General features: G+C 67.3%; 21 protein-coding genes and 2 tRNA genes. 13 read left to right on the top strand and 10 right to left on the bottom strand.

What is annotated here, in order from left to right; all coding sequences use genetic code 11:
• Window positions 1-9: 9 nt before the first annotated feature.
• Complete coding sequence (locus WDLP6_RS14800) at window positions 10-1,263, bottom strand: pyridoxal phosphate-dependent aminotransferase (RefSeq protein WP_443083408.1); 1,254 nt, start codon at window positions 1,261-1,263, stop codon at window positions 10-12.
• A complete protein-coding gene (locus WDLP6_RS14795; protein ID WP_162592931.1) occupies window positions 1,253-1,912 on the bottom strand; it encodes an RraA family protein in 660 nt (219 codons plus the stop codon). The genes WDLP6_RS14800 and WDLP6_RS14795 overlap by 11 nt, the downstream gene beginning before the upstream one ends.
• A gap of 133 nt (window positions 1,913-2,045) precedes the next feature.
• On the opposite strand from WDLP6_RS14795, the gene WDLP6_RS14790 reads away from it, so the two are divergent.
• On the top strand, window positions 2,046-3,059 hold the full coding sequence (locus WDLP6_RS14790; RefSeq protein ID WP_162592930.1) for a LysR family transcriptional regulator: 1,014 nt from the start codon (window positions 2,046-2,048) through the stop codon (window positions 3,057-3,059).
• Between the two features lie 28 nt (window positions 3,060-3,087).
• Here the strand turns inward: WDLP6_RS14790 and WDLP6_RS14785 are convergent.
• A tRNA-Arg gene (locus WDLP6_RS14785) sits at window positions 3,088-3,164 on the bottom strand.
• Between the two features lie 125 nt (window positions 3,165-3,289).
• On the opposite strand from WDLP6_RS14785, the gene WDLP6_RS14780 reads away from it, so the two are divergent.
• Entirely contained in the window at window positions 3,290-3,511 is a 222-nt protein-coding gene (locus tag WDLP6_RS14780; RefSeq protein WP_162592929.1) for a hypothetical protein, read from the top strand.
• 18 nt (window positions 3,512-3,529) lie between these two features.
• On the opposite strand, the gene WDLP6_RS14775 is transcribed toward WDLP6_RS14780, so the two are convergent.
• From WDLP6_RS14775 to WDLP6_RS35380, 3 genes are all read right to left on the bottom strand, one after another.
• Window positions 3,530-3,606, bottom strand: a tRNA-Pro gene (locus WDLP6_RS14775).
• Between the two features lie 49 nt (window positions 3,607-3,655).
• Window positions 3,656-4,360, bottom strand: a complete 705-nt coding sequence (locus tag WDLP6_RS14770) for a glutathione binding-like protein (protein ID WP_162592928.1) — start codon at window positions 4,358-4,360, stop codon at window positions 3,656-3,658.
• Window positions 4,361-4,434: 74 nt separating this feature from the next.
• Window positions 4,435-6,117, bottom strand: a complete 1,683-nt coding sequence (locus WDLP6_RS35380; protein ID WP_162592927.1) for an FAD-dependent oxidoreductase — start codon at window positions 6,115-6,117, stop codon at window positions 4,435-4,437.
• A 142-nt stretch (window positions 6,118-6,259) separates the two neighbouring features.
• On the opposite strand from WDLP6_RS35380, the gene WDLP6_RS14760 reads away from it, so the two are divergent.
• The 3 genes from WDLP6_RS14760 (at window position 6,260) to WDLP6_RS14750 (ending at window position 9,854) form a co-directional block, all read left to right on the top strand.
• Window positions 6,260-7,132, top strand: coding sequence for a GNAT family N-acetyltransferase (locus tag WDLP6_RS14760; RefSeq protein ID WP_162592926.1), 873 nt, complete (start codon window positions 6,260-6,262; stop codon window positions 7,130-7,132).
• A gap of 63 nt (window positions 7,133-7,195) precedes the next feature.
• Window positions 7,196-9,385, top strand: coding sequence for a polyphosphate kinase 1 (ppk1, locus tag WDLP6_RS14755; RefSeq protein WP_174259873.1), 2,190 nt, complete (start codon window positions 7,196-7,198; stop codon window positions 9,383-9,385).
• A 7-nt stretch (window positions 9,386-9,392) separates the two neighbouring features.
• Entirely contained in the window at window positions 9,393-9,854 is a 462-nt protein-coding gene (locus WDLP6_RS14750; protein ID WP_162567899.1) for a SixA phosphatase family protein, read from the top strand.
• 12 nt (window positions 9,855-9,866) lie between these two features.
• Here WDLP6_RS14750 and WDLP6_RS14745 read toward each other — a convergent pair whose 3' ends face one another.
• The gene (locus WDLP6_RS14745; RefSeq protein ID WP_162592924.1) at window positions 9,867-11,381 is read right to left on the bottom strand and encodes a Ppx/GppA phosphatase family protein; all 1,515 of its coding nucleotides are present in this window, start codon (window positions 11,379-11,381) and stop codon (window positions 9,867-9,869) included.
• A 223-nt stretch (window positions 11,382-11,604) separates the two neighbouring features.
• Here WDLP6_RS14745 and pstS point away from each other — a divergent pair, with 223 nt between their 5' ends.
• The 7 genes from pstS to phoR are packed head-to-tail and all read left to right on the top strand — an operon-like array spanning window position 11,605 to window position 18,211.
• Window positions 11,605-12,645, top strand: coding sequence for a phosphate ABC transporter substrate-binding protein PstS (pstS, locus tag WDLP6_RS14740; RefSeq protein WP_162567897.1), 1,041 nt, complete (start codon window positions 11,605-11,607; stop codon window positions 12,643-12,645).
• A gap of 21 nt (window positions 12,646-12,666) precedes the next feature.
• Entirely contained in the window at window positions 12,667-13,731 is a 1,065-nt protein-coding gene (gene pstC / locus WDLP6_RS14735) for a phosphate ABC transporter permease subunit PstC (protein ID WP_443083456.1), read from the top strand.
• Window positions 13,728-14,612: a phosphate ABC transporter permease PstA gene (gene pstA / locus WDLP6_RS14730; RefSeq protein WP_162592922.1), complete on the top strand. Its 885-nt coding sequence runs from the start codon at window positions 13,728-13,730 to the stop codon at window positions 14,610-14,612. Before pstC ends, pstA begins: the two co-directional genes overlap by 4 nt.
• Before the next feature lie 5 nt (window positions 14,613-14,617).
• A complete protein-coding gene (pstB, locus tag WDLP6_RS14725; protein WP_162567894.1) occupies window positions 14,618-15,397 on the top strand; it encodes a phosphate ABC transporter ATP-binding protein PstB in 780 nt (259 codons plus the stop codon).
• 9 nt (window positions 15,398-15,406) lie between these two features.
• The gene (gene phoU / locus WDLP6_RS14720) at window positions 15,407-16,108 is read left to right on the top strand and encodes a phosphate signaling complex protein PhoU (RefSeq protein WP_162592921.1); all 702 of its coding nucleotides are present in this window, start codon (window positions 15,407-15,409) and stop codon (window positions 16,106-16,108) included.
• Window positions 16,109-16,117: 9 nt separating this feature from the next.
• Entirely contained in the window at window positions 16,118-16,810 is a 693-nt protein-coding gene (gene phoB / locus WDLP6_RS14715; RefSeq protein WP_162592920.1) for a phosphate regulon transcriptional regulator PhoB, read from the top strand.
• Window positions 16,811-16,870: 60 nt separating this feature from the next.
• On the top strand, window positions 16,871-18,211 hold the full coding sequence (gene phoR / locus WDLP6_RS14710; protein WP_162567891.1) for a phosphate regulon sensor histidine kinase PhoR: 1,341 nt from the start codon (window positions 16,871-16,873) through the stop codon (window positions 18,209-18,211).
• On the opposite strand, the gene WDLP6_RS14705 is transcribed toward phoR, so the two are convergent.
• From WDLP6_RS14705 to WDLP6_RS14695, 3 genes are all read right to left on the bottom strand, one after another.
• A complete protein-coding gene (locus tag WDLP6_RS14705; RefSeq protein WP_443083455.1) occupies window positions 18,195-19,478 on the bottom strand; it encodes an MATE family efflux transporter in 1,284 nt (427 codons plus the stop codon). The genes phoR and WDLP6_RS14705 overlap by 17 nt on opposite strands.
• 49 nt (window positions 19,479-19,527) lie before the next feature.
• On the bottom strand, window positions 19,528-21,255 hold the full coding sequence (locus WDLP6_RS14700; RefSeq protein WP_162592918.1) for a hypothetical protein: 1,728 nt from the start codon (window positions 21,253-21,255) through the stop codon (window positions 19,528-19,530).
• A gap of 81 nt (window positions 21,256-21,336) precedes the next feature.
• Window positions 21,337-21,603 carry a type B 50S ribosomal protein L31 gene (locus WDLP6_RS14695; protein WP_162567888.1) on the bottom strand — a complete coding sequence of 89 codons (267 nt, stop codon included), beginning with the start codon at window positions 21,601-21,603 and terminating at the stop codon, window positions 21,337-21,339.
• Window positions 21,604-21,752: 149 nt separating this feature from the next.
• Between WDLP6_RS14695 and WDLP6_RS14690 the strand changes: the two genes are divergently transcribed.
• The gene (locus WDLP6_RS14690) at window positions 21,753-22,814 is read left to right on the top strand and encodes an oxidoreductase (RefSeq protein WP_162592917.1); all 1,062 of its coding nucleotides are present in this window, start codon (window positions 21,753-21,755) and stop codon (window positions 22,812-22,814) included.
• Window positions 22,815-22,880: the final 66 nt, after the last annotated feature.

The raw sequence follows: 22,880 nt of genomic DNA, 5'->3' as shown, positions 1-22,880 counted from the left end.
TGATTCGAATCAGCGCAGCGTCGCGCAGGCAGCGCGAATGCGGCGGCATCCTTGCTCGATCTGGTCGATCGAGGTGGCGAAGGACATTCGCAGGAAGGCAGGCATTCCGTAGGATGTTCCGTCGATGCTCGCCACACCGGCTTCTTCCAGCAGGAAGAGCATCACGTCCAGATCGGACGTCAATGGTTTGCGGTTCCTGCCTGTCTTGCCGAACAGGCCGCCGACGCTCGGGAAGCAGTAGAACGCGCCGTCCGGCGCGCTGCAATCGATGCCGGGGACTTCGTTCAGCATTTCGACCATGCGATCACGCCGTGCCGAGAACTCGGCGACCGCATCGGCAACGCATTGCTGCGCACCCTGCAGCGCGGCCACCGCGGCCGCCTGGCTCATCGCTGCCGCGCATGAAGTGCTTTGCGACAGCAGCATCTCGATCGCCACAACGAGCGACCGAGGCCCCGCACCGTAGCCGATGCGCCATCCTGTCATCGCGTAGCTCTTCGACATGCCGTTGACGATCAGTGTGCGTGTCGCCAGCGCCGGTTCCACCTGAAGAATGGACACATGGCTGGCCGATCCGTAGACATAGTGCTCGTAGATCTCGTCGGTCATCAGCCAGATGTCCGGATGCCGCATCAACACCTCGACCAGCGCGCGCAGTTCGGCTTCGCTGTAGACCGCGCCGCTGGGATTGTTGGGCGAGTTGAGGATCAGCCAGCGCGTCTTCGGCGTGATCGCCGCCTGCAGCGATTGCGGCGTGAGCTTGAAGCCGCTCGCGGGCCCGTTGGCCACGATCACCGGCACGCCGCCGTTGATGGCGACCATGTCCGGGTAGGAGACCCAGTAGGGCGCCGGCACGATGACCTCGTCGCCTTCGTTCAGCGACGCGCACAGCGCGTTGTAGATGACCTGCTTGGCGCCGCTGCCGACGACCACTTGATCGGGTGTGAAGCTCAGCTGGTTCTCTCGCGCGAGCTTGTCGCAGATGGCCCGGCGCAACGCCGGTGTTCCCGATGACGCCGTGTAGCGTGTCTGGCCGTTGCGCAAGGCATCGACGCCGGCAGCGACGATGTGACCCGGCGTCGGAAAATCCGGTTCTCCGATCGTGAAATCGGCGATCTCCTTGCCCGCGCTGCGCAGGGCGCTCACGCGGCTTCGTGCTGCCATGCTGGGTGAGGCTTTGACGCTGCTCAGACGGTCGGCGAGGATGGGGGTCAAGTCGGGTGCCTCCTGTGGCATCGAGTTCGGCTGCGTATCAAAGGCCATGGGGCTGCAGCGTGCGTGTGAGCCAGCTTTGTGCAACCTGACCGTTGGCGATCTCGGCCCGGATCTCTTCTTCGAAAGCCGCGCTGCGCCGTGCGGCGGCGATCAGTTCGGCAGCTTTGGCCGCAGGGAAGGTGACGATCCCGTCCTCGTCGCCGACGACCGCATCACCCGGCAATACCACCTGGCCGCAGATCGAGACCGGCACATTGATGGCGCCCGGCCCCGCCTTGTACGGCCCGCGGTGACTCGAGGCGCGTGCATAGCAGGGAAAGTCGGCGCGATGGAATGCCGCGGTATCGCGCGCGGCACCGTCGATCACCAGGCCGGCGCAGCCGCGCTGCTGCGCGTACAGCATGATGAGTTCACCGACGAGTGCGTTGGCGGTGTCGCCCGCGCCATCGACCACCAGCACGTGGCCCGGCGACAGCATCGTCAGGGCCTTGTAGATGAACAGGTTGTCGCCGGGCCGCGCCTTGACGGTGAGCGCGGTGCCGACGAGCCTGGCTGCGCGATGGAAGCGCTGCAGGCCGGCGATGCCCGACAGGCGCTGCAGGTTGTCGCTGAGATGGGAGACCGCGATGGTCTTCAGCGCTTCCACCTGGTGCGCGGGCAGCAGGGGAGCAGGGGCGTTGATCGGCTGGTCGTACATCGAGGGCTCGGGCGTTGGCGATGACGAATTGTTGGTGAGGCGCTTGACAAATAAAAGCGATATTTACTAATCTGAATGAATCGCCTAAAGCGATTTATTGCAACGGCTGCAACGCCATCCCGAAGGACTCGCCGTGTTCACCTTCAAGCAACTCGAGGCCGTCTACTGGATTGCCGATCTGGGCGGATTCGCCGCTGCCGCGCGCAAGCTCAACACCACGCAGTCGGCGGTGTCCAAGCGCATCCAGGAACTCGAATCGTCGTTGGGCGAAGTGCTCTTCGATCGCGAGAAGCGACAGGCGCGCCTGTCCGAGAAGGGCGAGCAAGTCCTGGTGCTGGCGCGGCGGTTGCTCGAACACCGCGATGCGGCCGTCGAACAACTGAGCAAGCCCGAAGTCGTTGCGCGACGCGTGCGCATCGGCGTGACCGAGTTGACGGCCATCACCTGGCTGCCGCGCCTCGTGCGGCTCATTCGGCAGACCTATCCCAGGGTGGTGATCGAACCCGATGTCGATTCCAGCCTCAGCCTGCGTGACAAGCTGCTGGCCGACGAGATGGACCTGATCATCGCGCCGGACGTCGTGGCGGATGCCCGCTTCGCGAGCCATCGCGTCGGCACGGCCAGGCTCGCGTGGATGTGCAAGCCCGGCCTGCTGCCGACCTCGCGGGCAGTGAGTCTGCAGGAACTGGCCTCGACGACGATCCTGACGCAGGGCGACAGGTCGGGAACGACCGCCATGTTCAAGCCCTGGCTGCAATCGCCGGAGTTCCTGCAGGCCAACACCATCAGCAGCAACAACACGCTCGTGCTGATCGGACTTACCGTGGCCGGCATCGGCGTCAGCTACCTGCCGCTGGCCTGCCTGAAACCGCTGATCGAGCGCCGGGCGCTGGCGGTGGTGAAGACTTCGCCCAGCCTGCCGGAGATCAACTACGTCGCGCTTTTCAGGAGCGGACGCAAGAGCACGCTGATCTCGTCGCTGGTGTCGCTGGCGCAGCAGGTGTGCGACTTCTCGAGCCTCTTCCAGACGGATGCGCTGGATGCGAAGGCATCGGAGGACTTGGGCAGGGCGCTGTTCAGCAAGATCGGGACGTCGTCTGCACGGACGGCTCGTGCACCTGCTCGGCCGAAGATGAAGAAGACGTAGGCCTTTGCGCCCCGATCGAAAACATCGGTGGCCTGCCCGGAGGGGATCGAACCCCCGACAACCTGCTTAGAAGGCAGGTGCTCTATCCAACTGAGCTACGGGCAGTGCAGGGAGGCGCGATTTTACGTTGAGCCGCTGGCGCGTCGGTCCCGGCTGACAAAGGGTGGTGGCATTGCCCGGGTGCGCAGATGCGCGCCACGGCGCAAGTTGGCCTGCCAAGGAGTCCGCCCATGACAGACCACACCCCCGCCGCAGCACCGCAAAAGCACAGCACGAACGAGGAGCCCGAGATCGGCTTCGAAGAATCGATTCCCTCCGACGGCAAGGATCCCGTGGGCGAGGCCATGATCGACAGCCTCGGCAAGGACAAGCCGGAGAACAGCGACAAAGCGGAGAAGGTTCCGCCAAGCCCACCGGCTGAACCGCTGCCTGAGCAACTGCCCGTGAGCTGAGGAAGAAACAAGAATTGATGGTCGGGGCGAAAGGATTCGAACCTTCGACCCTCTGGTCCCAAACCAGATGCGCTACCAGGCTGCGCTACGCCCCGACGAGCCTTCGATTCTAGCCTGAGCGCGGGGATCTCCCGCCCCATTCGTTCAGCGGCGTTGGTATTGCGTCTTGCCGAACAGGATCTCGCGCTCCTTTTCGTCGCGAATGGGCTTGCGGTGCTCGGCCAGCACCTGCACGCCGCGCTGCACGGCCGGGCGGGCGGCGATGCCGTCGAACCATTCCTTCAGGTGCGGGTAGTCGGTCAGCACGATGCCCTGGTTCTCCCAGCTGCGCAGCCACGGGAAGATCGCGATGTCGGCGATCGAATAGGTCCTGCCGGCGATGAACTTGTTGCGCGAGAGCTGCTTGTCGATCACGCCGTAGAGGCGCTTGGCCTCGTTGCTGTAGCGGTCGATCGCATAGGCGAGCTTCTCCGGCGCGTAGATGCGAAAGTGATGGGCCTGGCCGAGCATGGGGCCGACGCTGCCCATCTGGAACATGAGCCACTGCAGCATCTCGTAGCGCGCCCGGTCGCCCTCAGGGAGGAACTTGCCGGTCTTGCCCGCGAGGTAGACCAGGATCGCGCCGGACTCGAAGAGCGAAATCGGCTTGCCGTCCGGTCCTTGCGGATCGGTGATCGCGGGGATCTTGTTGTTGGGGCTGATGGCGAGGAAGCCGGGCTCGAACTGATCGCCCTTGCCGATGTTGACCGGGTGCGCGCGGTAGGGCAGGCCGCACTCCTCGAGCATGATGTGGACCTTGTGGCCATTGGGCGTGGGCCAGGAATAGGCGTCGATGGGTGCTTGCGGCATGTGGCTGGATTCCATGGGTGATGAAAAGGGGCCGGCCAGCATAGCGGCGGCCGGCTTTTCCTGCAGGCGGCGGCTCAGGCGGCCGCGGCGGCCGTCGGCGCGAGATGCCGGTGGATCAGCGCGACCACCGCCGCCCCTTCGCCGATCGCGCCGCCGACGCGCTTGACCGAGCCCGAGCGCACGTCGCCGACCGCGAACACGCCGGCGACGCTGGTCTCCAGCGCAGCGGCCGGCCGGGCCGGGAATCCGCCGCGCGCGGCTTCGCCGGTCAGCACGAAGCCGTGCTTGTCGACCGCGACACCGCAGCCCTCGAGCCAGGCCGTCTCGGGCACCGCGCCGATGAACAGGAAGATGTTGCGCGCCGGGCAATCCTCCAGCGTGCCGTTCAGGCGGTTGCGCCAGGTCGCGCCGTTCAGCCCGGTCGCGGGCTCGCCGTTCAGGTGCACGAGTTCGGTGTGCGGATGCAGCGCGATGTTGGACGTGGCCTCGATGCGGTCGATCAGGTAGCGCGACATGGTGGCGGCCAGCGAAGGGCCGCGCACCAGCACGTTGACCTTGGCCGCCTGCTGCGACAGGAACACCGCCGCCTGGCCGGCCGAGTTGCCGCCGCCGACCAGCGCGACTTCCTGTTGTGCGCACAGCTTGGCCTCGATCGCCGAGGCCCAGTACCAGATGCCGCGGCCTTCGAATTCCGCGAGACGCGGCACCTCGGGCCGGCGGTAGTGCGCGCCGCTCGCGATCACCACCGTGCGCGAGCGCAGGCGCCGGCCATCGGTCAACCGGACCGCGAGCTCGCCGCCGTGGTCGGCGGCGCTGCAGTCCAGCGAGGCGACCTCGGCGGGAATCAGCATCTCGACGCCGAACTTCTGCGCCTGCACATAGGCACGCCCGGCCAGTGCGCCGCCCGAGATGCCGGTCGGAAAGCCGAGGTAGTTCTCGATGCGCGCACTGGCGCCGGCCTGGCCGCCGAAGGAGCGGCAGTCGAGCACGATCACGCGCAGCCCTTCGGATGCGGCATACACCGCGGTCGCGAGGCCGGCCGGGCCGGCGCCGACCACCAGCACGTCGAACAGGTCGGCATGCTCGAGGGTGTCGACCATGCCGAGGCAGCGCGCGAGCGCGTTGTCGGTCGGGTTCGCCATCACGGAGCCATCGGGGCAGACCACCAGCAATTCGGCCTCTCCGTACTGTTCGAGCAGCGCGGCCGCGTCGCTGTCCTGCGTGGCATCGACCACGTGATGGGGATGGCCGTTGCGGCGCAGGAAGTTCTGCAGCCGCATCACGGCGGCCGATTGCGGCGGGCCGATCAGCACCGGGCCGCTCGCGCCCGATTCGATCAGGGCCACGCGGCGCAGGATCATCGCGCGCACCAGCCGCTCGCCGAGATTGGCTTCGGCAATGATCAGCGCGCGCAGCCGTTCGGGCGGCACCAGCAGGGTCTGGACGTCTTCCTCGGCATGGCCGTCGACCAGGGCAGGGCGGCCCGAGAGCTGCGCGACCTCGGCCAGGAACTGCCCGGGCCCCTGGCGTTCGATGGGCACCACATGGCCGAGCCCGTCGCGCTGGCTGATCGCCACCACGCCCTCGAGCACGACGAACATGCCGGGGCCGGGTTCGCCGGCGCGGAACAGGCAGTCGCCGCGCGCATAGCGGCGAAGCTCGCCGAATCGGCGGATGCGCGCGATGTCGGCGGCGCTCAGGACGGGAAACATCTGGTGGCGACGGGTCTCGACTTGGATCGGTGTGTCGGCGGCCATGAACAGGACTCCAGGGGACGAATGTGGGGCATTAGACGACGAAGCAGGATCGCACGGGTCATGCGCGTCATGCAATTGCCATGGCGCTGACATGCTTGTTTCACTGCGGATGCCCAGACTCCAGCGGCAGAAAGGGTCTCGCATGAAAGAACTGCCCACTCCGACGTTTCCGTTCTCGCAACTGGGACTGCGCGCGGCGCTCTGGCCCGCGCCAAGCCCCGCGACCCGCACTGCCGTGTCTGTCCCGGCGCCGCTGCCGCGCGTGGACCCGGTACCCGCCGAGCCGGCGTCGGGCATCAGCGTTACCTGGGCGCGCCACCAGGACGACGTGCGCGCGGCGCAGCGGCTGCGCTACCAGGTCTTCGCGGGCGAAATGGGCGCCCGCCTCACGACGCCGCTGGACGGCCACGACATCGACATCTTCGACGATTTCTGTGAACACCTGCTGGTGCGGGATGTCGCGACGCAGCAGGTGATCGGCACCTACCGCGTGCTGACGCCGGCCCAGGCACGCCGCGTCGGCAGCACCTACAGCGACACGGAATTCGACCTGACCCGGCTGCGCGACCTGCGCGAACGCATGGTCGAGCTCGGCCGCAGCTGCGTGCATGCGGACCATCGCCAGGGCGGCGTGATCCTGGCGCTCTGGAGCGCACTGGCCGGTTTCATGAACCGGAACCGGCTCGACACGATGATCGGCTGCGCCAGCATTCCGATGTGGCACAACGGCGTCACCAGCGGCGATGCGGCGGCCAGCATCTGGCGCCAGCTCTCGGCCACGCACATGGCGCCGATCCAGTACCAGGTCCAGCCGCGCCTGCCGCTGCCGGTGCATCGGCTCGACGACGCGCTGGAGGTCGAGGCGCCGGCGCTGATCCGCGGCTATCTGCGCCTGGGCGCCAAGGTGCTGGGGCCGCCGGCCTGGGATCCGGACTTCAATACCGCCGACCTGCCGATGCTGATGCGCATCGATGATCTGCCGTCGCGCTACCGGAAGCACTTCCTGGGCCATTGAATCGATTCGGGGATGGCGTCACATGCTTGTCATGGAACTGTCACAACGGCTGTCGACACTGTCATGTTTACGCCTACGAGCATTTCCGTGCCGCTTGTCCCAGAATCAGTGTCCATGTCGCCCGCCAAAGCAGACGCCGCGGCCGCTCCCGTCCAGCCCGCCCTGGTGCTGCTCGATCGCGACCACAGCATCCTCGCCTTCAATGAGCGGGTGCTCGATTGGGCGCGGCGTCCCGAGGTGCCGCTGATCGAGCGGCTGCGCTACCTCTGCATCGTGTCGTCCAATCTCGACGAGTTCTTCGAGGTCCGCGCGGCGCCGCACCTGGGCGCCGGCGTGGCCGGGGACCACAAGGGCACGTACACCGTGGCATCCTTCGAGCGGCTGGCCGCGGCGGCGCACGCGCTGGTCGCAGGTCAGTACGCGCTCTACAACGACGAGCTGATTCCCACCTTCGCGGCCCAGGGGATCCAGATCATCTCCCACGGCGAGCGCAATCCGGTGCAGCGCAAATGGGTGCATGACTATTACGAGCGCGAGGTCCGGCCGTTGCTGATCCCGGTCGGGCTGGATCCGGCCCATCCGTTTCCGCAGGTGGCCAACAAGTCGCTCAACTTCATCGTGCGGCTGAGTGGCAAGGATGCCTTCGGCCGCGAGAACCCGATCGCCATCGTCAAGGTGCCGCGCGTGCTCCCGCGGCTGATCCGCATGCCGTCGAAGGTGTCGGGCGGCAAGACGCTGTTCATCGCGCTGTCGAGCATCGTGCGCGCCCACCTGTCGAGCATGTTTCCGGGGCGCGAGGTGGGCGAGTTCTCGCAGTTCCGGGTGACGCGCCATTCCGACCTCGCGGTCGATGAGGAGGACGTCAAGAACCTGCGCACCGCGCTGCGCCAGGGCCTGCAGCATCGGCACTATGGACAGGCCGTGCGGCTCGAGGTGTCGGCCAGCTGCGCCGAATCGCTGGCGAGCTTTCTGCTTGCGCAGTTCAATCTGCCCGCGCAGGCGCTCTACCGTGTGCATGGGCCGGTCAACCTGGCGCGCCTGACGCAGCTGATCGACCTGCTCGAGGAACCGCAGCTGCGCTTTCCGCCCTACCAGGCGTCCTACCCGATCACGCTGTCGCCCGGCCAGTCCTTCTTCGATCGGCTGCAGCGCGGCGATGCGCTGATCCACCAGCCTTTCGAAAGCTTCGAGGGCGTGCTCGCGTTCCTGCGCGAGGCGGTGAAAGATCCGCAGGTGCTCGCCATCAAGCAGACCATCTACCGCACCGGCACCGACTCCGAGTTGATGGACCTGCTGCGCGAGGCCGTCCGCAACGGCAAGGAAGTGACGGTGGTGGTGGAGCTCAAGGCGCGCTTCGACGAGGAAGCCAACATCAACTGGGCCGAGATGCTCGAATCGATCGGCGCGCAGGTGGTGTATGGCGTGGTCGGCCTGAAGACCCACGCCAAGATGCTGCTGGTGACGCGCCGCGAGGGCAAGCAGATGCGGCGCTACGGTCATCTGTCGACCGGCAACTACAACCCGCGCACGGCGGCGCTCTACACCGACATCAGCCATCTGACCGCCGATCCGCTGCTGACCGCCGACATGGAAGCGGTGTTCGTGCACCTGGCCAGCCAGAGCCGGCTGCCGAAGCTCAACCGCATGTGGCTCGCGCCTTTCGACCTCCACCGCAACCTGCTCGCGCGCATCGACGCGCTCGGTGTTGCCGCGGCGCTGGGCGAGCCGACGCGCATCGTCGCCAAGATGAACGCGCTGACCGACGAGGACCTGATCGCCGCGCTGGTCAAGGCCGGGCAGAAGGGCGTGAAGATCGACCTGATCGTGCGCGGCGCCTGCACGCTGCCGGCGCAGGCGCCGGGCCTGACCGACAACATCCGCGTGCGCTCGGTGATCGGGCGCTTTCTCGAACATTCGCGCGTCTTCTATTTCCGCCAGGGCGACGACGAAGCGCTCTACCTGTCCAGCGCCGACTGGATGAATCGCAACATGCTGCGGCGCATCGAGCTGGCCTGGCCGGTGACCGATCCGGTGCTGCGCCAGCGGCTCATCGACGAATGCCTGGTCGCCTACCTGCACGACGGCCGCGACGCCTGGGACCTCGGCGCCGACGGCGCCTACCACCACGTGCGTCGCGACACGCACGCGGGCGAGGGCGGTGCCGCGGCCGCGGTCGAAGCCCACGGCGCGCAGAAGGCCCTGATGGACCGCTACGCATCGCGCGGCCTCAGCCGCGCCGCTTCAAGAGATTGACAACACCATGGACCTTATTTTCTGGCGCCATGCCGAGGCCGAGGACTGGACCGAGGGCTGCGACGACCTGCAGCGCTCGCTCACGCCGCGCGGCGAGAAGCAGGCCAAGCGCATGGGCGCCTGGCTCGATCGCCAACTGCCGGAAGGCACGCGCGTGGTCTGCAGCCCGGCGCGGCGCTGCGAGCAGACGGCGCTGGCGCTCGGGCGCAAATACAAGCTGCGCGCCGAGCTCGCGCCCGACACCACGCCCGATGCGCTACTGGGCGCGGCCGGCTGGCCCAACGGCAAGTCGGTGGTGCTGCTGATCGGGCATCAGCCTTCGCTCGGCCAGTCGATCTCGCTGTTGCTCGGGCTGCAGCAGGACAGCTGCCCGGTGCGCAAGGGCGCGGCCTGGTGGATCCGCTCGCGCGAGCGCGACCACGACGTGCAGACGATCGTGGTTGCGGTGCAGTCGCCCGAACTGCTGTAGCGCCAGGCGCCTTCAGCCGGCGAGCTCGACGCGCCAGTTGGTCTTCTGCCAGGCCAGCACCTCTTCGCGCAGCAGATGCGCCGACTGCGGATAGGCTTCCGCCCAGCCGCTGCGGCATGCGACCGAGAACACCCGTCCGCCCGCGTGAGTGAAGCGCAGCCCCTGCAGATCGGGATCGCGCCGTGCATGGCAGAGGATCACCGCCAGCCGCAAGGACAGCAGTTGCGCGGCGAAGCCTTCGTCCTCCAGCACCGGTTCGAGCTTGCGCAGCTTGCCGCGGTGGCCGAGCACCAGCTGGCCGAGCCAGTGCATCTCGTTCACCGCGAAGCCCGGCGCATCGGCGTTGTCGAGGATGTAGGCGCCGTGCTTGTGGTACTCGCTGTGGGAGATCTGCACGCCGATCTCGTGCAGCTGCGCCGCCCAGCCGAGCTTGCGCAGCGCGCGACCGGCTCGGCTCGTGGTGCTGGCGCCGCGCGCGGCCGGATCGATCTGCAGGAACAGCGCCGCGGCGGTCTCGCCGACGCGCCGGGCCTGCATCGCATCGACGGCGAAGCGGCCGGCGAGCCGGGCCACCGTGGAAGCGCGCAGATCGGCGACGCTGTCGTCGCGCTCCAGCAATTCATAGAGCACGCCATGGCGCAGCGCGCCCTGGGCGACCCGCATCTCCTCGATCTCGAGCAGGTCGAACACGGCGCGCAGCACGCTCACGCCGCCGCCGATCACGGCCTTGCGGTCCTCGCGCATGCCTTCGATGCGCAGCCGGTCGGCGCTGCCGGCCTTGAGCAGCCGGTCGAGCAGCCAGTCGAGTCCCTCACGCGTGATCAGGCCCGGCTCGCCGCCGGCAGCCGCCAGCACGTCGCCGACCGCTCCGATCGTGCCCGAGGCACCGTAGGCGACGTCCCAGCGGTCGGGCACGTAGCTGCCGAGCGCGTCGTCGAGCACCGCCTTGGCCGCGATCTCGGCCGCCCGGAAGGCCGCGGCCGTGAATTGGCCCTCGGCGAAATGCTTCATCGACCAGGCGACGCTGCCGACACGGTAGGACTCCATCACCTCGGCTTCGAGCGCCCGGCCGATGATCATCTCGGTGGAGCGTCCGCCGATGTCCACCACCAGCCGGCGTTCGCGGTCGCTGGCATCGGTGTGGGGCAGCGCGTGGGCGACGCCCTGGTAGATCAGACGCGCTTCCTCGCGGCCGGTGATGACGTCGATGCCGAAGCCGAGCACGGTGCGCGCGCGCAGCAGGAATTCGTCGCGGTTGCGGGCTTCGCGCAGCGTCTGCGTGGCGACCGCACGCACCTGCGAGCGCTTGAAGCCCGCCAATCGTTCGCCGAAGCGCGCGAGCGTGTCCCATCCGCGCTGCATGGCCTCGGGCGTGAGGTTGCGCGCGCTGTCCAGGCCGTTGCCTTGGCGCACGGTCTCTTTCAGGTATTCGGTGCGATGGATCTGGCCATGGTCGACCTGACCGATTTCGAGGCGAAAGCTGTTGGAGCCGAGATCGACCGCAGCGAGGCGGGTTCCGTTTTGCATATTGAAGTGGAGAGGCCGGGGCCTGATCGTAGCGCCGACGAGCACGCAGGCGAGCGCAAGGCTAGATCGGCCGTGTGACGGTTGCATGACACCGTCATGTGGGCCGGATCGCCGAAAGGGTCGTTTTCCCTCTGTGGAGGGGTGTCACACCGATGTCACACGAGCTCCCTAGAGTCCGTCTCAAGCCCCTTGCGGGGTCCTTCACTTCAAAGGAAGTTCCAATATGAAAACGACGTTCAAATTCGCTGCCGCCGGCCTCGTCGCCGCGGCCTTCGCCCAAGTTCCCGCCTTCGCACAGGAAGCCACCGGCGCCGGCGCGAGCTTCCCGGCGCCGCTTTATTCCAAGTGGGCCTCCGACTACAACAAGGCCACCGGCGTCAAGATCAACTACCAGTCGGTCGGTTCCGGCGCCGGCATCAAGCAGATCGATGCCAAGACGGTGGACTTCGGTGCCTCCGACATGCCGCTGGCCGACGAAGAGCTCAAGGCCAAGGGCCTGATGCAATTCCCCACCGTGATCGGCGGCGTGATCCCCGTGGTCAACATCCAGGGCATCAAGCCCGGTGCGCTCAAGCTCAGCGGCCAGGTGCTCGGCGACATCTACCTCGGCAAGATCACCAAGTGGAACGATCCGGCGATCAAGGCGCTCAACGCTTCGGTCGCGCTGCCCGATGCGGCCATCGCACCCGTGCGCCGCGCCGACGGTTCGGGCACGACCTTCCTGTTCACGAACTATCTGAGCAAGGTCAACGCCGACTGGAAGAGCAAGGTCGGCGACGGCACGGCCGTCAACTGGCCCACCGGCGCGGGCGGCAAGGGCAACGAGGGTGTCGCGGCCTTCGTGAACAAGCTGCCCAATTCGATCGGCTACGTCGAATACGCCTACGTCAAGCAGAACAAGATGACGTACACGCAGATGGAGAATTCGACCGGTGCCTTCGTCTCGCCCGACGACACCGCGTTCAAGGCCGCGGCCGCCGGCGCCGACTGGTCCAAGACTTTCTACCAGGTGCTGACCAACCAGCCGGGCAAGGACGCATGGCCGATCACCGGCGCGACCTTCATCCTGATGCACAAGGCGCAGGACAAGCCGGCGCAGGCGGCGACCACGCTCAAGTTCTTCGACTGGGCCTACAAGAACGGCGACAAGACCGCTGCCGATCTCGACTACGTGCCGATGCCCGACAAGGTCAAGGGTGCCATCGCGTCCGCCTGGGGTGAGATCAAGGACGCGTCGGGCAAGACCATCACCGTCCAGCAATAAGAAACGACGGCGCGCATGAGCATGGAGCTCGATCGCGCGCCGCTTTCGGAGCGACCTGTGTCATCCACCTTTCCCGCAAACGCCCGCGCGCTCGACCTCGCCACCGAGGACGCGCGTGCCGCGACCAGTCCGCCGCCGGCCAAGCGGCCGCGCACCGGGCCGCTCACCGACCGTCTGTTCGGCTGGGCCGCCATGGGGGCCGCGCTGCTGACGCTCGCGATGCTGATCGGCATCCTGCTGTCGCTTCTGGTCGGCGCCTGGCCGGCGATCGCCAAGTTCGGCTTCGGCTTCTTCACCAGCAGCGTGTGGGATCCGGTCAAGGACGAATACGGCGGTCTCGTGATGATCTACGGCACGCTCGCCACCTCGCTGATCGCGCTGCTGATCGCGGTGCCGGTGAGTTTCGGCATCGCGCTGTTCCTCACCGAGATGTCGCCCTCGTGGCTCAAGCGCCCGCTGGGCACGGCCATCGAGCTGCTTGCTGCAGTGCCTTCGATCGTCTACGGCATGTGGGGCCTGCTGGTGTTCGGGCCGATCCTGGCGGCCTATGTGCAGCAGCCGCTCCAGAAGCTTTTCGCCGGGGTGCCTTACCTCGGCGCGCTGGTGACCGGGCCGCCCGTGGGCATCGGCATCCTGTCGGCCGGCATCATCCTCGCGATCATGATCATTCCGTTCATCGCCTCGGTGATGCGCGATGTGTTCGAGGTGACGCCGCCGCTGCTCAAGGAATCGGCCTATGGCCTGGGTTCGACCACCTGGGAGGTCGTCTCCAAGGTCGTGCTGCCGTACACCAAGGCCGGCGTCGTCGGCGGCATCATGCTCGGCCTGGGCCGCGCGCTCGGCGAGACGATGGCCGTCACCTTCGTGATCGGCAATACCAACCAGCTCAGTTCGCTGTCGGTGTTCGAGGCGGCCAACAGCATCACCTCGGTGCTGGCCAACGAATTCGCCGAAGCCGGCGAAGGCCTGCACCAGGCCTCGCTGATGTACCTCGGGCTGGTGCTGTTCTTCATCACCTTCGTGGTGCTGTCGCTGTCCAAGCTGCTGCTGCAGCGGATGAAGAAGAGCGAAGGGACGCGAGCATGACCACCGCAGAACGTCTGCTGAGCGCCAAGGCGCTCGAGGAAACACGCGCTGCGCGCTTTGCCAGCCGCAAGCGCGTCAACATCATCGCGCTGAGCCTGTCGCTCGCCGCGATGGCTTTCGGCGTGTTCTGGCTGGTCTGGATCCTGTGGGAAACGCTGCGCCTCGGCGTGGGCGGCCTCGCGCTGGCCACCTTCACCGAGATGACGCCGCCGCCGAACGAGGCGGGCGGCATCGCCAACGCGATCTACGGCTCCTTCATGATGGTGGCGATGGCCACCTTCATCGGAACGCCGATCGGCATCATGGCCGGCATCTATCTGGCCGAGTACAACCCGAAGAGCTGGTTGTCGAACGTGATCCGCTTCGTCAACGACATCCTGCTGTCGGCGCCGTCGATCGTGATCGGCCTGTTCGTCTACGCGGTGGTGGTGGCCTATTTCAAGACCTTCTCGGGCCTGGCCGGTGCGCTGTCGCTGGCGCTGATCGTGATCCCGGTCGTGATCCGCACGACCGAGAACATGCTCCAGCTGGTGCCGCCCGGCCTGCGCGAAGCGGCCTATGCGCTGGGCACGCCGAAGTGGAAGGTGATCCTGAGCATTACGCTGCGCGCCGCGCGCGCGGGTGTCGTCACCGGCGTGCTGCTGGCCGTGGCGCGCATCGCCGGCGAAACCGCGCCGCTGCTCTTCACCGCACTCAGCAACCAGTTCTGGACCTCCGACCTGCGCCAGCCGATGGCCAGCCTGCCGGTGACCATCTTCAAGTTCGCGATGAGCCCCTATGAGAACTGGCAGCATCTGGCCTGGGCCGGCGTGTTCCTGATCACCGTCGCGGTGCTGGGCCTCAATATCCTCGCGCGGGTCCTGACCCGCACCAAACTCTGACCCCCATGCCAACCACACTCGCACAGCCCTCGCGTTCGAAGATCTCGGTCAAGGACCTGAACTTCTACTACGGCAAGTTCCACGCGCTCAAGGGCATCAACCTCGAGATCCCCGAGAACAAGGTGACGGCCTTCATCGGCCCGTCGGGTTGCGGCAAGTCGACGCTGCTGCGCACCTTCAACCGGATGTTCGAGCTCTATCCCGAGCAGCGCGCCGAGGGCACCATCGCGCTGGACGGCGAGAACCTGCTGACCTCCAAGCAGGACGTCGCACTGATCCGCGCCAAGGTCGGCATGGTGTTCCAGAAGCCGACGCCGTTCCCGATGTCGATCTACGACAACATCGCTTTCGGCGTGAAGCTGTTCGAGAGCCTGAGCGCCGCCGAGATGGACGATCGCGTCGAATGGGCGCTCAAGAAGGCCGCGCTCTGGACCGAGGTGCGCGACAAGCTGCAGCAGAGCGGCTCCGGCCTGTCGGGCGGGCAGCAGCAGCGCCTGTGCATCGCGCGCGGCATCGCGATCAAGCCCGAGGTGCTGCTGCTCGACGAGCCGTGCTCGGCGCTGGACCCGATCTCGACGGCGAAGATCGAGGAGTTGATCGCCGAGCTCAAGAGCGAGTACACCGTCGTCATCGTGACCCACAACATGCAGCAGGCCGCGCGCTGCAGCGATTACACCGCCTACATGTACCTCGGCGACCTGATCGAATTCGGTGCCACGGAAGAGCTGTTCTTCAAGCCGAAGCGCAAGGAGACCGAGGACTACATCACAGGCCGTTTCGGCTAAGGAGATCGCATGACCGAGAAACACCTCTCCAGTCAGTTCGACAGCGAACTCAACACCGTCTCGTCCCGCGTGATGGAGCTCGGCGGCATGGTCGAGTCGCAGATCTACCAGGCGGTGTATGCGCTGTCCGAATTCGATTCGGAAGCCGCGGACCGCGTGATGGAGACCGAGAACCGCGTCAACGCGATGGAGATCGAGATCGACCGCGAGCTGTCGTCGATCATCGCGCGGCGCCAGCCGACGGCGCGCGATCTGCGCCTCCTGATCGCGATCTCGAAGACCACCGCCAACCTCGAACGCGTCGGCGACGAGGCCAACAAGATCGCGCGCATGGTCAAGAAGATCATCGAGAGCGGGTCGGCGCGCGCGCTGCCCTCGATCGAGCTGCGTGTCGCCGCCGACCTGGCCTCGGGCCTGCTGCGCAAGGCGCTCGATGCCTTCGCGCGGCTGGACACCGCCGCTGCGCTCTCGATCCTGAAAGACGACGACCTGATCGACAAGGAATTCGACGGCTTCGTGCGCAAGCTGGTGACCTACATGATGGAAGATCCCCGCACCATCTCGGCCAGCCTCGACCTGCTGTTCCTGGCCAAGGCCATCGAGCGCATCGGCGACCATGCGAAGAACATCGCCGAGTTCATCATCTACATCGTCAAGGGCGCCGATGTGCGGCACACTTCGATGCAAGATATCGAGTCGGCACTGCAGTAACCCGAGAGCATGAAGAAACCCCGCATCCTGATCGTCGAAGACGAGTCCTCGATCGCCGAGCTGATCGCCGTCAACCTGCGCCACAACGGCTTCGAGCCGATCTGGGCCGAGGACGGCGATGCGGCGCAGCGCGAGATCGATGCCTTCCTGCCCGACCTGGTGCTGCTCGACTGGATGCTGCCGGGCCAGAGCGGCCTGCAGCTCGCGCGCCACTGGCGCAAGGACTCGCGCACCAAGGCGATTCCGATCCTCATGCTCACTGCGCGCGGCGACGAGTCCGACAAGGTGGCCGGGCTCGATGCCGGCGCCGACGACTACATCACCAAGCCGTTCTCGACGCAGGAGATGCTGGCCCGCATCCGGGCCGTGCTGCGCCGCCGGGCGCCCGAGATCGTGACCGAGCGCGTCGAGATCGGCGAGCTCGCGCTCGACACCGCGACGCACCGCGTGACCTGGCAGGGCGCGCCGCTCAAGGTAGGGCCGACCGAGTTCAAGTTGCTGGGCTATCTCATGCAGCATGCCGAGCGCGTGCACAGCCGTGCCCAGCTGCTGGACAAGGTGTGGGGCGACCACGTCTACATCGAGGAGCGCACGGTCGACGTGCACGTCAAGCGCCTGCGCGAATCGCTCGGCGCGGCCGCGCCGATGGTCGAGACCGTGCGCGGCGCGGGTTACCGGCTCACGGCGCAGGCCACCGTCTGATGCCGACGCCGGGCCGCCGCGCGGCGGTGCACGGCCCACGGGCGGGATAATCGTTTCGGCATGCCCTTCCGTATCGCAACTTTCCTGATCGCTTCGCTCGCGGGCGCCGCCTGTGCGGCAGCCCTCATCGGCTGGCGTTTCGCGGGGGCCGGCGCCTGGCTGGGCGCGCTGCTCTGGCTGGCGCTCGATGCATGGCGTGCGCAGCGCCTGCTGAAGGTCTTGCGCAACGATGCCTCGGGCCTGCCTTTGCGCGGTCCCGGCGTGTGGGGCGAACTGTCCGAACGCATTCGCAAGCTGCTGCGCGTGCGCGAACAGCAGACCCGTCAGGCCGAGGACCGGCTGCAGGAATTCCTCGCTGCCATTCAGGCTTCGCCCAATGGCGTGGTGCTGCTCGACGAGCAGGGGCGCATCGAATGGTGCAACCAGACGGCGGCCTCGCAGTTCGGCATCGATGCCGAGCGCGACCTGCTGCAGCACCTCGCGAACCTGGTGCGCGATCCGGCCTTCGTGGCCTACCTCGCATCGTGGAACTACAGCCGCGACGTGGTGATCGACGCGTCCTCGCAGGTGCATGCGCACCGTGGTCAGCCGATGCGGCTGTCGGTACAGGTCCATCCCTACGCGGGCAATCGCCGCATGCTGCTCACGCGCGACATCACCGCGGTCGAACAGGCCGAAGCGATGCGGCGCGATTTCGTCGCCAACGTTTCGCACGAGATCCGCACGCCGCTGACGGTGCTCGCAGGCTTCGTCGAGACGCTGCAGAACCTGCCGCTCGATGCCGAGGAGCGCGCGCGCTACCTCGCGCTCATGGGGCAGCAGTCGCATCGCATGGAAACGCTGGTCAACGACCTGCTGACGCTGTCGCGGCTCGAGGGCAGTGCGGCACCGCCGGCCAATCGCTGGACCCGCGTGCGGGCGCTGCTGGCGCAATGCGAAGACGAGGGGCGCGGCTTGTCGAGCCGGCTGGCGTCGCAGGGTCATCGGCTCTCGTTCGACATGGAGGCCGACACCGAGCTGGCCGGCGCGCCGACCGAACTGCAGAGCGCCATGTCGAACCTGCTGAGCAACGCCATCCGATACACGCCGGGCGGCGGCCAGGTGGCGGTGAGCTGGCGCCTCCTGCCCGACGGTCGCGGCGAGTATGCGGTGCGCGATAGCGGACCCGGCATCGCGGCCGAGCATATTCCGCGGCTGACCGAGCGCTTCTATCGCATCGATCGCAGCCGCTCGCGCGAGACCGGCGGCACCGGGCTCGGACTGGCGATCGTGAAGCACGTGGCGCAACGCCATGGCGCCGAGCTGCGCATCGAAAGCACGGTCGGCAAGGGCTCGCGTTTCGCATTGCTGTTCCCGGTCACGCGGCTGCGGCCGGCTGCGCCGGTCAGCGTCGCTGCCTGACGGTCACCAGCAGCAGGGCGAGGAAGAGCGTTGCGGTGAGCGCGAGCGCCAGCGCGCCCATGATCCAGAACGCCAGCGGCGACTCCATCGCCGGCCACGGACCGACGCCGCGGTAGGCCAGCAGGTAGCTGCCGCCGAGGCCCACGCCCCAGAGCAGCGTGCAATAGAGGATCAGCGGCATCACGGTGACCCGATAGCAGCGCAGCACGAACACGCACAAGGTCTGCACGGCGTCCGCGAAGTGGTAGATGCAGGTCGCCAGCAGCAGTGTCGCGCCGAGTGCCACGACCTCGGGATTGGCGGAATAGATGCGCGGCAGCTGCCATCGGAACAGCAGCATCGATCCCGCGATCAGCAGGGCGAAGAACAGCGCCAGCTCGAAGCCCTTGCGGCAGGCGCGGCGCGCCAGGGCCGCCTCGCCCGCGCCGAGCCAGAAGCTCACGCGCGCGCTGGTCGCGATGGCCAGCGACAGCGGCATCATGTAGGCGACCGCGGTGAGGTTCGAAGCGATCTGATGGGCTGCCGAAGCGGCGGTGCCCAGGCGCGCGATGAAAAGCGCCATCAGCGTGAACGAGGTCACCTCCACCAACACCGAGAGCCCGGCCGGCACGCCCAACCGCGCGAACTGGCCGAGCTGCGACCAGTCGGGCTTCTCGATACGCTGCCAGAAGCGGTACTCGCGGTAGAAGGCCTGCCTGCGCAGCAACAGCACGGCGAGCACCAACATGGTCCAGTTCACGATCAGCGTCGCGACGCCGCAGCCCACCAGGCCCATCGCGGGCAGGCCCGCGCCGCCGAAGGTGAGCCAGATGGACAGGGGCAGCTTCATGGCGAGCGAAGCCAGCTGCAGCCAGGTCACCAGCTGCGGCTTGCCCAGGCTCTGGTTCAGGGTGCTGAAAAGCCGGAACAGCAGGGCCGGCGCGAGCGCGAAGGCGAGCACCTGCAGATAGGCCTCGACGTCCGCGCGCATGGCCCGCGGCACTTCGGTCCAGCGCAGCATCGGGGCCGGGAACAGCAGCACGCTCATCCCGAGCACGATCGCGATGCCGCACAGGTAGAGCGACTGCCGCACCGACGCGCCGACTTCCCCGGTGCGCCGCGCGCCGTGCAGTTCGGCCCACACCGGCAGCAGCGCCTGCAGGCCGCCCATCAACGAGACGTAGACGCTGACGAAGATGGCCGAGCCGACCGACAGTGCGGCCAGGGCGCCCTCGGCATAGCGGCCGGCCACGATCGTGTCGGTCACGCCGAAGGCCATTACCGCCATCTGTCCGGCCAGCACCGTCGCGGCGTGGCGCACGATCACGCGCCGTTCGCTAGTCACCGGCCGGGGTGATCCGTTGGTAGAGCAGCAGATCGTCGCCCGCGCTGGTCGGACGGCGCAGCGTGCCGGTGAAGCGCCAACCATCGAGGTTCACGATTTCGTGCAGCCGCACGATCGCTTCCGGGGCCACCAGCAGCCAGGGGCAGTTCTGCGCAGTGGTCAGCGGTTGCAGCTTCAGCTGGCCATGAAAGCGCAACGCTGCGATATGCGGGCGGTCGAGCGCGAGTTCGGAAATGCATGCAGGCTGGCCCACGCGTTCGGAGACCGCCCGCACCTGCGGGATGTAGCTGCGCGCGTAGTCGAGCAGCGGCAGCCACAGCGTCATCAGCAGCATCCAGCACAGCGCCGCGCCGCCGGCCGGCAGCACCAGGGTCTTCCAGAGCGCCGCCCGGTGACGGCCGGTGCGCCATCGCACGAGCCACGCCCAGGCAAGTGTCGCCGCCAGCGCGAAGGCGAAGGCGACGACCGAGAAGTGCGGAACGAAGCCGGGTGCCAGTCTCGCGACATTGGCGGCCGGCTTGGCCGGCACGCCGGTCTGCATCGCGATCCAGATGACCCAGATGATGATCGCCGAACCGCTGAAGAAGAGCAGCGTGAACCAGTCGATCAACGCCGACACGCTGCGCCGGAAGGTCGGCAGGGCGAAGGCCGCCAGCGTCGCGAAGGCAGGCAGGGCGAGCAGCAGCGAGCGTTCGGAATAGTTGGTGGTCCAGGTCGCGGCCAGGGGCACCAGTGCGAACCACAGCGGCAACGCGACGTGGCGGGCCATGAGCTGGCGGCGCCAGCGCCACAGGGTCCACACGGCAAGCGGCCACGCGGGCCAGGTGAACCACAGCAGCAGCTTGGCCTGATTCCTGACATCGACGGCGATGCTCGCCGCACGACTGCCGGGAAGCTCGATCTTCCAGTCGAACAGGCCGAGCGAAGCGGCCAGCACGCCTGCCAGCACCGTGGCACCCAGCACCGCGATGACCGCGCCGGTGGAGTAGCTGGGTTCCTCGGTGGTATCGACGCCGCGACGGCGTTCGGCGATCAGCACCAGCACGCAGCCGATGCCCAATGCCAGCCCGACCGTCGGGCCGCCGCTCAGCGTCATGCCGACGGCCCCGATCGCCAGGGCAATGAAAGCCCCGACACGCCGGTACGGCAGTGCAGCGACGCCATAGAACAGGTGGGAGGCAAAGAAAAGCTGCGCCAGCGCGGGGGTGGTTTCGTGTCCCAGCTGCGCGAGCCCGAGGCACGCGATCATCGCCAGCAGTGCGCCGTCCGCCATCGCGCGCGCATAGTCGGTCGGCCGGGCCTCGCCGCCGAAGGCGAACGCCACCGGTTGCGCGCGGGGCGTGCGGGCGAGGTAGTACACCGCGTACCAGGTGGCCGTGAAGGCGCCCCACAGCAGCAGGGCGAAGACGATGCGAACCGCCAGATCGGGGTTGAGCCACGCGGGCGCTGCCTTGATTGCCCAGGCACCGATCCAGTAGGGGAGCAGGGCGGGGCTTTCGGGCCGCATGCCGAGCAGCATCGGGTCGAACCAGCGCGCGAGGCCTTCGGTGGTGTGCGCGAGTTCGGACATGTAGCCGAAGGCGACGATATCGGCGCTCTTCCACGGTCCGCGCCCCAGCAGGCCCGGCATCAGGTAGGCGGCGCACAGCAACAGCAGCGCGATGCGCGGCAGGCGGCGTACGGCGCTTTGGGCAACGATCGCTGGCGTCGGCTGATTCAACGGTGGAGGATGGGTGAAACGCGGGTAAAGAAAAAGGGCAGCGCGGTAAACCGGGCTGCCCTCGACGTGGAAGCGCCTTCCTTACTTGGAAGCGGCGCCGGTGGTCTTGCCGAAGCGGTTGCGGAACTTCTCGACGCGGCCGCCCATGTTGTCGACCGACTTTTGCGTGCCGGTATAGAAGGGGTGCGATTCGCTCGACGTGTCGAGCTTGAAGAGAGGCAGTTCACGACCGTCGTCGGTCTTGCCCATTTCCTTGGTGTTCGCGCACGAACGGGTCACGAACTTGAAGCCGTTCGACAGATCGACGAACAGAACTTCGCGGTAGTTCGGGTGAATGCCTTCTTTCATGGTCTTTCCTTTGGTCGATGCGAGAGCCACAGGCCCCCTTGATCAAAGAAATCTTGGAGGAGCGACACGGCACGGCGCCGCGCTGCACTTTTCGCTGAGCCGAAGATTATCGCATACTGGCCGTTTCCCAAACCAGAGCCACCCCTCCGATGACCTTTTTCCCTCTGCGCGCAGGCCTTGTCGGCTATGGTTTTGCGGGCCAGACCTTCCATGCGCCCGTGCTTTCGGCCGTGCCCGGCCTCGTGCTGGGCGCCGTGGCCAGCTCCCAGCCGCACAAGGTCCATGCCGACTGGCCCGGCGTCGACGTGGTCCCGGATGCCGCGGCCTTGCTGCGCCGGGCCGACATCGACCTGGTCGTGATCGCGGCGCCCAATGCCCAGCATCACCCGCTGGCCCGCGAGGCCCTGGCCGCCGGCAAGCATGTGGTGGTCGACAAGCCCTTCACGCTCGATGCGGCGCAAGCGCGCGAACTGGCGGCGCTGGCGCTGCGCCACGATCGCCTGCTGTCGGTCTACCAGAACCGCCGCTTCGACGCGGACTTTCTGACGTTGCGCGACGTGCTCGCGGGCGGCGAGCTCGGGCGTCCGGTGTATCTCGAGTCGCATTTCGATCGCTTCCGGCCGCAGGTGCGCGACCGTTGGCGGGAGCAGGCCGTGCCGGGCGCGGGACTGTGGGTCGACCTGGGTGCGCACCTGGTCGATCAAGCCATCCAGCTGTTCGGCCGGCCCGACACCTTGCAGCTCGACACCGCCGTGCTGCGCGACGGGGCGCTGGTCGACGACTACTTCCACGCGGTCTTGCGCTACGAGGTCGGCCCGCACGCGCCGCTGCGTGTCGTGCTGCATTCGACCACGCTGGCTGCACACGCGGCCCCGCGCTACATCCTGCACGGCACGCGCGGCAGCTATGTCAAGCATGGTGTCGATCCGCAGGAAGACGCACTGCGCGCCGGACGACGCCCTGGTGGCGAGGGATGGGGCGTCGATGGCCTCGACGGTGAACTCACCCTGCACGCGGACGACGGCAGTGCGCAGCAACGGGCGCTGCCGACGCGGCCCGGCAACTACGCGAGCTACTACGCCGCGGTGCGCGACGCCATTCTCGGCAAGGCCCCGAACCCCGTACCCCCGGAGCAGGCCGTCGAACTCATGGAACTGCTAGACCTCGGCCGCCAAAGCGCCGCCGAAGGCAAGGCTCTCGCGACGCACTGAGCGCGCGGCGTCCAAGGCAAGCAAAGCGCGAAGCCCCTTCGTGAAACGCCGCGGATCCGGCTCTGC

Source organism: Variovorax sp. PBL-E5 (genome assembly GCF_901827185.1).
Classification (GTDB): Bacteria; Pseudomonadota; Gammaproteobacteria; order Burkholderiales; family Burkholderiaceae_C; genus Variovorax.
This window is presented reverse-complemented; position numbering and strand designations above follow the sequence as displayed.